Source organism: Microbacterium sp. TWP3-1-2b2, assembly GCF_049896145.1.
GTDB lineage: Bacteria > Actinomycetota > Actinomycetes > Actinomycetales > Microbacteriaceae > Microbacterium.
The window spans coordinates 2,263,539-2,276,089 of the sequence record NZ_JAFCTS010000001.1; the positions used below are offsets into that span (position 1 = coordinate 2,263,539).

Sequence of the window (12,551 nt, forward strand, 5' to 3'; positions counted from 1 at the left end):
GCCGGCTACTTCGTGCGTGCCTGCAGATGCTTCGGGCGGCGCAGCACGAGGACTGCGGCGACGCCCAGCAGGATGACGGCTGCCGGCAGCAGCATCGTCTGCGCCATCGCATCCGCGAAGGGACCGGCGACGGCATCCGGCATCTTGCCGCCACCGAATCCGCCGGTGGCGTCCGATGCGCCAGGCAGGTTCGCCTCGAGACGGTTCTGCATGAATGCGGCGATCGCTGCTGAGCCGAGCACCGATCCCACCGTGCGCATCGTGTTGTAGATGCCGGATCCGGCCCCGGCCTGACGAGACGGCAGGTCCCGGGTGGCAGTCGTGGCGAGAGGGCCCCACATACCCGCGTTGCCGAACCCGAGGATCGCCGAGGGGACCAGCAGCCATCCGATCGGGATCTCGGTGTTCATCATCATGGCGAACAGGAACAGCGAGATCGACACCAGCAGCAAGCCGGGCACCAGCATCAGGCGCGGGTCGATCCGGTCGAGCAGCTTTCCCGCGAACGGGGAGACGATGCCGGCCGCGAGCGCCATGGGGATCAGCAGCAGCGCCGACTCGGTAGGCGTCAGGCCGCGGGCGAGCTGAAGGAAGAACATCAGCGGCAGACCCTGAGCCGTCACGGTGAATCCGACGATCGCGATCGTGATGTTCGACCAGGCGAAGTTGCGGTCGCGGAACAGCTCGAGCGGAACGAGCGGTTCGTTCTTCGTCCGGGATTGGTACCAGAGGAAGAGCGCCAGCACGACGACACCGGTGATGATCAGGCTCAGCACCGAGATCGGTCCCCAGATCGTGCCCCAGTCGTACGCCTCTGCCTCCTGCAGCCCGAAGACGATGAGGAAGAGCGCGATCGCGCTGAGGAAGACGCCGGGTACGTCGAACCGGTGCTTGTGCGTCTGCAGCTTCGGCACGAAGATGCACGCCAGGACGAACCCGACGACGCCGACCGGCAGATTGATGAAGAAGATCCACTCCCAGCCGAGCCCGTCGACCAGGAATCCGCCCGCGAGCGGGCCGACGAGCATGGCGACGCCGGATGCTGCGCCCCACAGCCCCATCGCAGCGCCCCTGCGCTCCGGCGGGAAGGTCCGGGTGATGACGGCCATCGTCTGAGGCGTGAGCAGCGCAGCACCCAGCCCCTGAACCGCGCGCGCCCAGATCAGGCCGTCGAGGGTCGTCGACAGGCCGCACCACAGCGAGGCCAGCGTGAACACCGCGAGGCCGATGAGGTAGATGTTCTTCGGGCCGAATCGATCACCGAGCCTCCCCGTGATCAGCAGCGGAACGGCGTACGCGAGCAGGTAGGCGCTCGTGACCCATACGACGCGGTCGAGGTTGTTCGACGTCGGGTCGAGCGCTTCCTTGATCGCCGGGTTCGCGACGCCGACGATGGTCGTGTCGACGAGGATCATGAAGAACCCGATGACCATCGCCCACAGAGCCGGCCACGGGCTGCGCGGGCGATGCCCAGTGGCGTAGGTGCCGGTGGAGGGCCCGGAGGATGCCGAGGAGTCAGTCACCCGGCAACGCTACACCCGGACGCCGACAGGGATAATGGGCAGATGAGCGATGCACTGAACATCCCCGGCTGGCGTCACCTCTATTCCGGAAAGGTCCGCGACCTCTACGCATCTCAGGACCCCGCTGACACCCGCATCCTGGTCGTCGCAAGCGACCGGGTCAGTGCCTTCGACTTCGTGCTCTCCCCCGGCATCCCCGAGAAGGGCGCCCTGCTGACGAAGCTCAGCCGCTGGTGGTTCGCGCAGCTCGACTTCCCGAATCACCTCGTCGAGGGTGAGATCCCGGATGCTGTCGCAGACCGCGCCATGCTCGCGCAGTCATTGGAGATGCTGCCGATCGAGTGCGTCGTGCGCGGATACATCACGGGCACCGGCTGGGCCGAGTACCAGCAGAGCGGAACGGTGTGCGGCATCTCGCTGCCCGCCGGACTGGAGAACGGCGACCGCCTTCCCGAGCCGTTGTTCACCCCGGCGTACAAGGCGCCCATGGGCGAGCACGACGAGAACATCACATTCGATCGCGTCGTCGAGCTGGTGGGCGCAGATCGCGCGGGCGAGCTGCGCGATGCCTCGCTCGCGATCTACGCCACGGCCGCGGCCGTCGCCGAGCAGCACGGGCTGATCCTCGCCGACACGAAGTTCGAGTTCGGAACGGATGCCGACGGCACCCTGCGTCTGGCCGACGAGGTACTCACGAGCGACTCGTCACGTTACTGGGATGCAGCGACGTGGGAGTCCGGCACCACCCCGGCCGAGCGGATGGCGAGCTTCGACAAGCAGATCGTCCGCGACTGGCTGGCATCCAACTGGGACAAGCAGGGCGAACCGCCGGCGCTGCCGGAGGAGATCGTGTCTCGCACCGCTGATCGGTACCGCGAACTCATCGAGCGCCTGACCGCATAGGGCGGGGTCGCCGACTCACCGCCGTCGACACTTCGGCGCCGACTCAGCAGACAGCGTCGCGCACAGCGCGCGCCCACGAGTCGATAGTGTTTCTCGAGCATCCCGACCCTGTTTTCCGACCCACCCTGATTCCGAGGAGCCCCCATGCCCGTGTGGAAGATCCATGGCAACGGCCACACCGTCGCCCCCGGCCAGGTCGTCCGACCCGAAGAGCGCCTCAACTGGCCCGCCACCTTCGCAATCGGTGCACAGCACGTCATCGCGATGTTCGGCGCGACCTTCCTGGTGCCGATCATCACCGGCTTCCCGGTGTCGACGACCCTGCTGTTCTCGGGTCTCGGCACCCTGCTCTTCCTGCTGCTCACGCGCAATCGCCTGCCCAGCTACCTGGGTTCGTCGTTCGCCTTCCTCGCGCCGATCACCGCACTCAACGGCGGCAACGCCCTCGAGACGCCGGAGCAGATCGCCCAGGCGCTGGTCGGCGTCCTCGTGGTCGGTGTGCTGCTCGCCGGCATCGGCTTCCTGGTGCAGGCCGTCGGCAGCGGCTGGATCGACAAGCTCATGCCGCCGGTCGTCGCCGGCTCCATCGTCGCGCTGATCGGCTTCAATCTGGCCCCAGCCGCATGGAACAACTTCACGCTGCAGCCCGAGCTCGCCTCTGTGACGCTGATCGCCGTCGTGCTGTTCAGTGTGCTGTTCCGCGGATTCCTCGGACGCATCTCGATCTTCCTCGGCGTGATCGTCGGCTACATCGTCGCTGCTTTCACCGGACAGGTCGACTTCTCGCCGATCGCGGATGCCGCGTGGATCGGCCTGCCCGAATTCCACCTCGCCGCCGTCACGGATCCCGGAGCATGGACGATCGTCCCGATGTTCCTGCCCGTCGTGCTGGTGCTCATCGCCGAGAACGTCGGACACGTGCGCGGCGTGGCGACCATGACGAACGACCCGTCGATCAACAAGCACACCGGACGTGCCCTGCTGGCCGACGGTCTCGCCACCACGCTCGCCGGCGGCTTCGGCGGCTCGGCGACCACGACGTACGGCGAGAACATCGGCGTCATGGCCGCGACCCGCGTCTACTCCACGGCCGCGTACTGGGTGGCCGGCTTCGCCGCGATCCTGCTCGCTTTCTCACCGAAGATCGGCGTCATCTTCAACACCATCCCACCAGGAGTGCTCGGCGGAGTGACCACCGCCCTCTACGGCCTCATCGGCGTCATCGGCATCAAGATCTGGGTCGACAACCGCGTGGACTTCTCCCGCCCCGTCAATCAGTACACCGTCGCGATCTCGTTCGTCATCGCAGTCGGCGGCTTCGCGATGCAGTGGGGCGCGTTCCAGCTCGGCGCCATCGTGATCGGCACGGTCGCGGCCCTGCTGGTGTACCACGTCGGCAACGCGATCGCCCGTGCCCGCAAGACCGGTGCGGATGACGGCGGCCCCATCCCCGCCGTCGGCCCGCTCGGTGGCGACCCGGAGTAAGTGCCGTTGGCTGTCCCGATTCACGGACGTTGTCCCGATCTGCTGACTAATTCGCCAGAAGCCTCAGCGAATCGGGACGGCATCCGAGGATCGGGACACCCACGCCACGTTCTCCGCCGAGTGAGCGGCAGAACAGCAGTGCGGATGCCGCGGGCCTCAGCCGACCCGCGCGATCGCGGCGCCCGCAGCTATCGAGTCACCCACGGATGCCGCCTGCACCAGAGCCCCGGAACGATGCGCAGTGACCTGGGTCTCCATCTTCATCGCGTCGAGCACGGCGACGGCATCCCCTTCGGCGACCGCGGCCCCGTCATCCACAAGCCATCGCACCAGCGTGCCGGGGGCAGGCGCCCGCAGCTCGGCGGGATCGGCGGATGCCGGAGCCTCCGCGTGCGCAGTCGCGCCAGCGAACCCGCGCAGCAGCGCCGCCGGAACCCCGAGCACCACGCGGCGTCCGTCGATCTCGACCGGGAAGCGCTGCAAACCGGCGTCGTCGAGGGGCGCGGGCCGCAGCTGCGGCTCCAGCCGTGGCAGCAGCGTGCTCTCGATCCACTGCGTGTGAACGGCGAAGGTGTCGGTCTGGAAGGCCTCTTCCTCGATTGCCAGACGATCGAAACCGATGACTGTCGCTGGGCCTTCCACTGACAGCTCGCGCAGCGCGCGGCGCGCGCGCAGCAGCGCAGCATCTCGTGAATCGGCGTGCACGATGAGCTTCGCGATCATCGAGTCGAACGCCGGTTGGACGACATCCCCTGTCTCGGTCCCGCTGTCCCACCGCACGCCAGGACCACCGGGGACCCGCAGCGATTCGACCGCTCCAGGGCTGGGCAGGAACCCGCGGCCGGGGTCTTCCGCATTGATCCGGAACTCGAATGCGTGCCCGCGCGGCTGCGGCGTCGAGCTGATCGACGCCCCCTCCCCGAACGCGATCCGGAACTGCTCGGACACCAGGTCGACCCCGGTGACCTCCTCAGTGACCGGATGCTCGACCTGCAGCCGCGTGTTCACCTCGAGGAACGAGATCGTGCCGTCGGCGGCGAGCAGGAATTCGACGGTTCCCGCTCCGCGATAGGAGACCTCGGCGCAGATCCGGCGAGCGGCGTCGTGGATCTCGGAACGCTGCTCTGCCGTCAGACCCGGCGCCGGAGCCTCTTCGATCAGTTTCTGATTGCGGCGCTGCATCGAGCAGTCGCGGTCGCCGACGACTACGATCTCACCACGGCCATCGCCGAGCACCTGCACTTCGATGTGTCGCGGGCTCTCCAGGAACCGCTCCACGAAGCACTCGCCTCGACCGAACGCCACGACGGCCTCGCGGGTGGCGGCGTCGAACGCCTCTGCCACGTCTGAGAGATCGCGCACGACCTTCAGTCCTCGACCTCCACCACCGAAGGCCGCCTTGATCGCGATCGGCAGTCCATGCTCCTCGGCGAATGCGACAGCCTCGGCCGGTCCGGCGAGAGGTTGATCCGTGCCAGCTGCGAGCGGCGCGTTCACCTTCTGCGCGATTCGTCGTGCGGTCATCTTGTCGCCGAGCGCGTCGATGCTCTCCGGTGACGGCCCGATCCAGACCAGACCGGCGCCCTCGACCGCGCGGGCGAATTCCGCGCTCTCCGAGAGGAATCCGTATCCGGGGTGCACGGCATCCGCCCCGCTGTCGGCGGCAGCTCGCAGCACTGCGGAGATCGACAGGTATGTGTCCGCGGCTGTCGCCGCACCCAGTCCGAACGCCTCATCGGCCAGACGCACGTGCAGTGCATCGGCATCCTGATCGGCGTACACGGCGACCGAGGCGTACCCGGCCTCAGCGCATGCGCGGATCACACGCACCGCGATCTCGCCGCGGTTGGCGATCAGCACCTTCTTCATGACAGTCCTTCTTCGATACGGGCGTTACGGAAACGAATGCGCGCTCCTGGCGGCAGCTGGGCGGCGAGGTCCAGGCAGCGGTCGGTGAGCGCGCCGATGATCGGGTAGCCGCCGGTGAGCGGATGATCCGGCAGAAACAGCACGGGCTGACCGTCCGGCGGCACCTGGATCGCACCGGTCACGGCGCCCTCGCTGGGCAGTTCGCCGTGGACTGCGCGTTCCAACGGCACATCGCCCTGCAGCCGTATGCCGACCCGGTCAGACCGCGGCGTCACCAGCCACTCCTGCCTGGTGAGCGCGTCCAGTGCCGCGTCGGTGAACCAGTCGTCGCGCGGGCCGAGGGTTATGTCGAGTTCGACGAGGTCGCCGGATGCCGGCAGTTCACGCCGGGTGGCTACGGGGTCGACCGAATGCCGTGCGGCATCTCCTACCCCGATGATCGCGCCAGCGACGAGCGGATCAGGCCCGAGACCCGCGAGTGTATCGCTGGATCGGCTGCCGAGTGCGGATGCTGCGTCCAATCCTCCACGGACCCCGATCACGTAGCGCAGGCCGCGTGTCGGGTGGCCAAGGGTGAGTTCGTCGCCGTCGGCCGTGGCGAACGGGGCGCCGTGCGGGATGCTGCGGCTGATGCCCGAAGCATCCGTCAGGGTGAGCTCCCCGATCCCGCCGGTGACGGCCGCGACGCCGTCTCCGTGGAACCTCAGCACCGCGCCACCGACGCTTTCGAGCACGGCGGCATCCGGCTCATTGCCCACCGCGCGATTGGCGTCGCGCAGCGCAGTGCGGTCGGCGGCCCCGGATGCCGAGACGCCGAGTGCCGCATGCCCCGGCCTCCCGGCATCCTGCACCAGCAGTTGCATCGACGACTTGACGACCTCGACGCTGCCGCGTGCGGGAAAAACCGGATGATCTGGCGTGGCTTCGGCGTGGCGAGCGGCGACACTCCGACGACTCGCCAGGTCGTCTCTGTTTTCCCCCGCAGGGGACTGGGGCAGTGTCAAAGACTCCCGCCCTGCACGCTCGAACTTCACCAGCGCCCCCGGCGACAGCAGCGCCGGCGGGTCGCGGTCGATGTCCCACATCGCGGCGTCCGTGTGTCCGATCAGCTGCCAGCCGCCAGGGCTCTCTCGGGGGTACACCCCGGTGAACTGTCCTGCCAGCGCGACGGATCCGGCGGGCACGCGCGTGCGCGGCGATGATCTGCGCGGTACGTCGAACAGCGGATCCCCGCTCACCACGTATCCGAAGCCCGGCGCGAACCCTGAGAACGCGACCTGCCAGTCGGCCGCGAGGTGCCGGTTCACGAGTTCTTCCGCCGAAACGCCGAGCAGCCCCGCAGCATCGGAAAGATCCTCGCCGTCGTAGTGCACGGGCACGGTGACCTCTCGGGTGTGCGGCACGTGCTCGGCGTCCACCCGCGTGGTCGAGAGCAGCGCGGCCAGAGCGGCGGCCGATGTGCGCAGCGGATCGAACCGCACCAGCACCGTGCGGGCACCGGGGATGCGCTCGACGACGCCGGGCGCATCGTCCCAGGCGAGATTGAGCCGCATGGCTTCGTCGAGGTCGGCCGCCTCGACGAGCAGGGTGCGATCGGATGCCGTGAGGATGCGCATCAGACGATGTACTCCGCATCCGGTACGTCGGTGATGAACATGTAGCCCGGCGCATGCGTGACTGCGAAGGGCGGCTTCGACGCCATGATCGCCGCCTGCGGGGTGACGCCACAGGCCCAGAAAACCGGGATCTCACCGTCGCGCACCTCGGGCGCATCGCCGAAGTCGGGCCGGGTCAGGTCAGCGATGCCGAGTGATGCCGGGTCGCCGATGTGCACCGGAGCGCCGTGTACAGCCGGCGTCCGCCCCGAGATCTGCACGGCGTCCGCCACCCGCCCGGCGGGGATCGGCCGCATCGACACGACCATCTCACCGCGCAGCCGCCCGGCCGGTGTGCAGTCGATGTTCGTGCGGTACATCGGCACGTTGCGGCCGAGTTCCTGGTGGCGGATCGGGATGCCGGCATCCACAAGCCCCGTCTCGAACGTGAAGCTGCATCCGATCAGGAAGGCGACGAGATCCGGATGCTCGTCCCACGCATCCGTCGCATCCGTCACTTCGGAAGTCAGCTCGCCGTCGCGCCAGATCCGGTAACGGCCGATGTCGGTGCGAATGTCGCTGCCGGACGCCAGCACGGATTCCACCTGTCCCTGCTCGATCACCTCGAGCACCGGGCACGGCTTCGGATTGCGCTGCGCGTAGAGCAGTGTCTCGAATACCCAGTCCGCCGGCACAGCGATGAGGTTCGCCTGCGTGAGCCCCGCCGCGATGCCGCTCGTCGGCGTCGCGAGTCCTGCGCGGTACGACGCACGCGCCGCCCGCGCAGCGGCCAGCTGGTCGGAGGTCGCGAGAACAACCATCTCAGACCCCGGCGAACGGCGCGATCGTGACGCCCGCTGCCTGCAGCATCCGCTTGGTCTCCGCCGCCATCGCGATGGAACCAGGGCTGTCGCCGTGCACGCAGATCGACTGTGCCTCGACGCGCACGTCGGTGCCGTCGATCGCCCGGATCACACCATCGGACGCGAGCCGCACCATGCGCTCGGCGACAGCGGCAGGATCGTGCAGCACGGCGCCTTCCTGGGTGCGCGAGACGAGCTGCCCGTCGGGCTGATACGCCCGGTCGGCGAAGGCCTCCGCCGCGACGGCGAGACCGGCCTTCGACGCGACATCCAGCACGACCCCGCCGGCGAGGCCGAGCAACACCAGACCCGGATCGATCGCCTTGATGGCGGCCACCACGTCGGCTGACTGCCGCTCATCGCGAGCGATCGTGTTGTAGAGCGCACCGTGCGGCTTGACGTACGAGACCTTGCCGCCGACAGCCGAGGCGAGGCCCATGAGCGCGCCGAGCTGATATTCCACATGCGCCTGCAGCGTCGGGGAATCGATCTCGACATTCGTGCGACCGAAGTTCTCATAGTCGCGGTAGCCGGGGTGCGCGCCGATCACGACACCGGCGCGCACCGCGGCCTCGAGGGTCCCGCGGATGCCTTCGGGGCTGCCCGCGTGAAATCCGCACGACACGTTCGCGCTCGTGACGATCTCGAGCATTGCCACATCGTCGCTGACGATGCGGTCGGGAACGTTCTCGCCCAGGTCGGAGTTCAGGTCGATGGTCGGCATTGTCACGCTCCGGTTCCGAGGAAGGCGAAGATGGGACCGACCGAGACGATGCCCATGTACCAGGTGAGCAACGTCACCAGAGTGCCGGCGATGAGCAGTACCAGCGGGTACTTCTTCGTGCCGAGCAGGTCGCGGCGGAACCATCCGATGTACATGAACACCGTAAGGCCGATCGGCAGGATGAGTCCGTTGAAGCCGCCGACGAACACCAGGATCGCCGCAGGAGCCGTCCCGATCGACAGGTACACGATCAGCGAGACGACGATGAACGCGACCGTCGCGATCTGCAGCGACCAGCCGCCGAGGAACCGCTTGTGGAACGACGACAGGAAGGTCGCCGAAGTGTACGCGGCGCCGATCACTGAGCTGAGGGCTGCGGCCCAGAAGATCGCCCCGAAGATGCGCAGGCCCGCGTCACCCAGCACCGAGCCGAAGGCCTGACCTGCGGGGTTGGCCGCCTGGCTGGACAGGTCGAGCGCGACCCCGGATGCGACGACGCCGAGGATCGCGAGGAACAGCACGTAGCGCATGACGCCGGTGATGAGGATGCCGTTGGCCGCTGCCCGCATGACCGGGCCCGCGTACTGCGGACCGGTCTGGCCGGAGTCGAGATAGCGGTGCGCGCCGGAATAGGTGATGTATCCGCCGACCGTGCCGCCGACGATGGTGGTGATGGTGGCGAAGTTCAGCTCATCCGGAACGATCGTCTGGCGCAGTGCTTCGCCGATCGGCGGCTGGGCGATGATCGCGACGACGACCGTCATGGCGATCATGCCGATGCCGAGGATGACCAGGACGATGTCCATCACCTTGCCGGCCTTCTTGATGAGGAAGATCACGATCGCCAGGGCGGCGGTGAGCAGTCCGCCGATCTTGGGATCGATGCCCAGGAGGGCGTTCAGGCCCAGCCCGCCGCCGGCGATGTTGCCGATGTTGAAGGCGAGACCGCCGATCACGACGAGGATCGCGATCACATGTCCGGAGAACGGGATGGCCGAGTTCGCGAGTTCGCCGGCGCGCTTGCCGGACGACGTGATCATGCGCCAGACGTTGAGCTGGACGGCGATGTCGATCAGCACAGAGACGAGGATGGCGAACGCGAACGCCGCTCCCATCGATGCGGTGAAGGTCGCGGTCTGCGTGATGAAGCCGGGGCCGATGGCCGAGGTGGCCATCAGGAAGATCGCGCCGATGACCGCACTGCGGCCCACGCGCTTCTTCACTGCGGCGAGTTTGGCGTCGGTCTCGGGATCGGTCTGGGCGTCAGTCGGGGACTGCTCGGACATGAAGGGGGTTCCCATCGTCTTTGGCGGGTGTCGGGTGACACCGAGTGTAGAACGTATTGGGCTTGATTGTTCAACAATCATGTTTCCGGGATGCTACACGCGAGGTCTCATCCGCTTAACATGAAGGCGTGAACCATCAGGGAGCACTGGCCGACGTGCTGCGCCAGACCATCATCGACGGTGACTTCGCGCCGGGGGCTCGCCTCTCGGAGGCTGCACTGGCCGAACGGTTCGAGGTCTCACGCAACACGCTGCGGGAGGCGTTCCGCGTGCTGGCCGAGCAGGGGCTCATCGAGCACATCCCCCACCGCGGCGTCTCAGTTGCGGCCCCCTCGATCGCCGACGTCGTCGACATCTACCGTGCGCGCCGCGTGATCGAGTGCTCCGCACTGCGTCAGTCAGAGCCCGAGCACCCGGCGGTGCAGTTGATGCGCGCCGCCCTCGCCGAGGCCGAGCAGCATCTCCCGAACGAGGAGTGGCACAGGGTCGGCAGTGCGAACATGGCCTTCCATGATGCGGTCGTCGCCCTCGCCGACAGTCCGAGGCTCGCCCGCACGTATCGTGACGTCGCGGCCGAGCTTCGCCTGGTATTCCTCGAGATCGATGATCCTCGAGCGCTGCACGAGCCCTTCGTGCGCAAGAACCGCGTCGTGCTCAAGACCCTCCTGGAAGAGGGTCCGCACGCTGCGGCCGACGCACTGGAGAGTTACCTCATCTCATCGGAGCGCACCGTGCTCGGCGCGTTCACACGCATGGGCCGCGCGTAGCGCGGAATACATTCCGACCGTCGCTGGTTTGCATTGACATGAATGGAAAACTTGCCGCGGCAACTTCGATGGGTGCGGTCACGCTGCTCGTCGCCGACCTCGACGCGATGACGGCGTTCTACCGCGATGTCGTCACGCTGCAAGTGCAGGATGCCGCGGGCGACACAGTGATGCTCGGTCGGGCCGGCACGCCGCTCGTGATCCTGCGGCACGAGCCGACGCTACGGCTCGCCAGCGCCGGCTCGGCCGGACTGTTCCACACGGCGATCGTGTTCGAGTCACAGGCTGCGCTCGCCAGCGCCCTGTTCTCGGTGGCTCAGCGTGCCCCACAGACATTCACCGGCAGCGCCGATCACCTGGTGAGCCAGGCGTTCTATCTCACCGACCCCGAAGGCAACGGCATCGAGCTGTACTGGGACCGCGACCGCTCGGACTGGTCGTGGACGCACGGACAGATCGAGATGGCGACCCTCTACCTCGACCCGAACGCGTTCCTGCAGGAGCACCTTGTGGAGGGCACGACGAACACCGCGTCCGCCAGGATCGGTCACGTGCACCTCTCGGTCGGCGACGTCGCCACCGCCCGCGAGTTCTACGTGAACCGATTGGGCTTCGACAGCACGGCATCCCTCGGCGAACAGGCGTTGTTCGTCAGCGCCGGCGGGTACCACCACCACATGGCGATGAACGTGTGGAATTCGCGAGGCGCTGGTCCGCGGATGCCCGCGCTGGGCCTCGGTCAGGTCGACCTATTGCTCCCGGACGCCGACTCGCTCGGTGCCTTGAACGAGCGCCTCACGCACTTCGGAACCGCGGTGCGCGACGACGGCAGGACTGTGACATTCCAGGATCCGTGGAACAACACGCTGAAAGCCGAACTCGCCGCCTGACGTCGTGCCCGGCGTTCAATCTCCAGCACTTCGCGGCAGGATGTCTCGGTCGGGTCTGACCGAGACCGTGTCGATGCGCGGGTCATTCGTGAGCCGTCTGAAGAGAGGAAGCTCGGCGGCAACGATCAGTGAGTCCGGATAGAGCCGGCCACCCCATGCCAGACGCCCAGCCGCGTCCCATGCGAACTCGGGCACCCTTCGGTGGGGTTGCACGTCGTCCGGTCCGAGATCGGCTGCGAAGTAGTCCTCACCGAACAGCCGGGTCGACGGCGCATCGCTCGGTGTCTCGCCGTACCCCACCCATCGCAGACCCCGGAGTTCGATGTCGCCGATCGCATCGCTGAGTGCGGCTGCCGTAACGCGGTCCAACTCGCCCATGCACGACACGAGGTGCCGAACCGACGGCTGATCGCCGATGATGCGGTCGGCGGCCTCGAACCAATCCAACGATGCCGCGTGCGCTTCGACGTCGACGTACTGCGACCATCGCACCACGTCCCGATCCTCGTCGAGAGACGGATCTCTGAAAGGGAGATACACCCGCAGCATGGGCAGTCGCCGGTGCGATTGCGGGATGAAATCCCTCGCAAACCGAGCCCGGTCCGACTCTGCGAATCCCCCAGCTTCGGCGCTCATGCCGAAAGCG

Annotated in this window: 11 protein-coding genes; 4 read left to right on the top strand and 7 right to left on the bottom strand. The window is 67.5% G+C overall.

Annotated elements, in window-relative coordinates; all coding sequences use genetic code 11:
* Positions 1-5: 5 nt before the first annotated feature.
* Positions 6-1,433, bottom strand: a complete 1,428-nt coding sequence (locus ACP7AR_RS11140; RefSeq protein WP_426187726.1) for a DHA2 family efflux MFS transporter permease subunit — start codon at positions 1,431-1,433, stop codon at positions 6-8.
* 132 nt (positions 1,434-1,565) lie between these two features.
* Here ACP7AR_RS11140 and ACP7AR_RS11145 point away from each other — a divergent pair, with 132 nt between their 5' ends.
* Both ACP7AR_RS11145 and ACP7AR_RS11150 read left to right on the top strand, forming a co-directional pair.
* A complete protein-coding gene (locus ACP7AR_RS11145) occupies positions 1,566-2,426 on the top strand; it encodes a phosphoribosylaminoimidazolesuccinocarboxamide synthase (RefSeq protein ID WP_426185682.1) in 861 nt (286 codons plus the stop codon).
* A gap of 144 nt (positions 2,427-2,570) precedes the next feature.
* On the top strand, positions 2,571-3,911 hold the full coding sequence (locus tag ACP7AR_RS11150) for a uracil-xanthine permease family protein (RefSeq protein ID WP_426185684.1): 1,341 nt from the start codon (positions 2,571-2,573) through the stop codon (positions 3,909-3,911).
* A 156-nt stretch (positions 3,912-4,067) separates the two neighbouring features.
* On the opposite strand, the gene ACP7AR_RS11155 is transcribed toward ACP7AR_RS11150, so the two are convergent.
* Genes ACP7AR_RS11155 through ACP7AR_RS11175 form a run of 5 tightly spaced genes read right to left on the bottom strand, consistent with a single transcriptional unit; the run spans position 4,068 to position 10,248 of the window.
* Positions 4,068-5,780, bottom strand: coding sequence for an acetyl/propionyl/methylcrotonyl-CoA carboxylase subunit alpha (locus ACP7AR_RS11155; protein WP_426185686.1), 1,713 nt, complete (start codon positions 5,778-5,780; stop codon positions 4,068-4,070).
* Positions 5,777-7,396 (bottom strand): carboxyltransferase domain-containing protein, encoded by a 1,620-nt coding sequence (locus ACP7AR_RS11160; protein WP_426185688.1) that lies wholly within the window; start codon positions 7,394-7,396, stop codon positions 5,777-5,779. Before ACP7AR_RS11160 ends, ACP7AR_RS11155 begins: the two co-directional genes overlap by 4 nt.
* Complete coding sequence (locus tag ACP7AR_RS11165; protein WP_426185690.1) at positions 7,396-8,196, bottom strand: putative hydro-lyase; 801 nt, start codon at positions 8,194-8,196, stop codon at positions 7,396-7,398. Before ACP7AR_RS11165 ends, ACP7AR_RS11160 begins: the two co-directional genes overlap by 1 nt.
* Before the next feature lies 1 nt (position 8,197).
* Positions 8,198-8,962: a LamB/YcsF family protein gene (locus tag ACP7AR_RS11170; protein WP_426187728.1), complete on the bottom strand. Its 765-nt coding sequence runs from the start codon at positions 8,960-8,962 to the stop codon at positions 8,198-8,200.
* Positions 8,963-8,964: 2 nt separating this feature from the next.
* On the bottom strand, positions 8,965-10,248 hold the full coding sequence (locus ACP7AR_RS11175) for an NRAMP family divalent metal transporter (RefSeq protein WP_426185692.1): 1,284 nt from the start codon (positions 10,246-10,248) through the stop codon (positions 8,965-8,967).
* A gap of 128 nt (positions 10,249-10,376) precedes the next feature.
* Here ACP7AR_RS11175 and ACP7AR_RS11180 point away from each other — a divergent pair, with 128 nt between their 5' ends.
* Positions 10,377-11,015: a GntR family transcriptional regulator gene (locus tag ACP7AR_RS11180; RefSeq protein WP_426185694.1), complete on the top strand. Its 639-nt coding sequence runs from the start codon at positions 10,377-10,379 to the stop codon at positions 11,013-11,015.
* Between the two features lie 38 nt (positions 11,016-11,053).
* Entirely contained in the window at positions 11,054-11,905 is an 852-nt protein-coding gene (locus ACP7AR_RS11185; RefSeq protein WP_426185696.1) for a VOC family protein, read from the top strand.
* A gap of 15 nt (positions 11,906-11,920) precedes the next feature.
* Here ACP7AR_RS11185 and ACP7AR_RS11190 read toward each other — a convergent pair whose 3' ends face one another.
* A complete protein-coding gene (locus ACP7AR_RS11190) occupies positions 11,921-12,400 on the bottom strand; it encodes a hypothetical protein (RefSeq protein WP_426185698.1) in 480 nt (159 codons plus the stop codon).
* Between the last annotated feature and the right edge of the window lie 151 nt (positions 12,401-12,551).

Excerpts from the sequence above, each read along its gene's own strand:
- ACP7AR_RS11140 (WP_426187726.1), bottom strand. The coding sequence starts at position 1,433 with ATGGTCATCGGGTTCTTCATGATCCTCGTCGACACGACCATCGTCGGC.
- ACP7AR_RS11145 (WP_426185682.1), top strand. The coding sequence starts at position 1,566 with ATGAGCGATGCACTGAACATCCCCGGCTGGCGTCACCTCTATTCCGGA.
- ACP7AR_RS11150 (WP_426185684.1), top strand. The coding sequence starts at position 2,571 with ATGCCCGTGTGGAAGATCCATGGCAACGGCCACACCGTCGCCCCCGGC.
- ACP7AR_RS11155 (WP_426185686.1), bottom strand. The coding sequence starts at position 5,780 with ATGAAGAAGGTGCTGATCGCCAACCGCGGCGAGATCGCGGTGCGTGTG.
- ACP7AR_RS11160 (WP_426185688.1), bottom strand. The coding sequence starts at position 7,396 with ATGCGCATCCTCACGGCATCCGATCGCACCCTGCTCGTCGAGGCGGCC.
- ACP7AR_RS11165 (WP_426185690.1), bottom strand. The coding sequence starts at position 8,196 with ATGGTTGTTCTCGCGACCTCCGACCAGCTGGCCGCTGCGCGGGCGGCG.
- ACP7AR_RS11170 (WP_426187728.1), bottom strand. The coding sequence starts at position 8,962 with ATGCCGACCATCGACCTGAACTCCGACCTGGGCGAGAACGTTCCCGAC.
- ACP7AR_RS11175 (WP_426185692.1), bottom strand. The coding sequence starts at position 10,248 with ATGTCCGAGCAGTCCCCGACTGACGCCCAGACCGATCCCGAGACCGAC.
- ACP7AR_RS11185 (WP_426185696.1), top strand. The coding sequence starts at position 11,054 with ATGAATGGAAAACTTGCCGCGGCAACTTCGATGGGTGCGGTCACGCTG.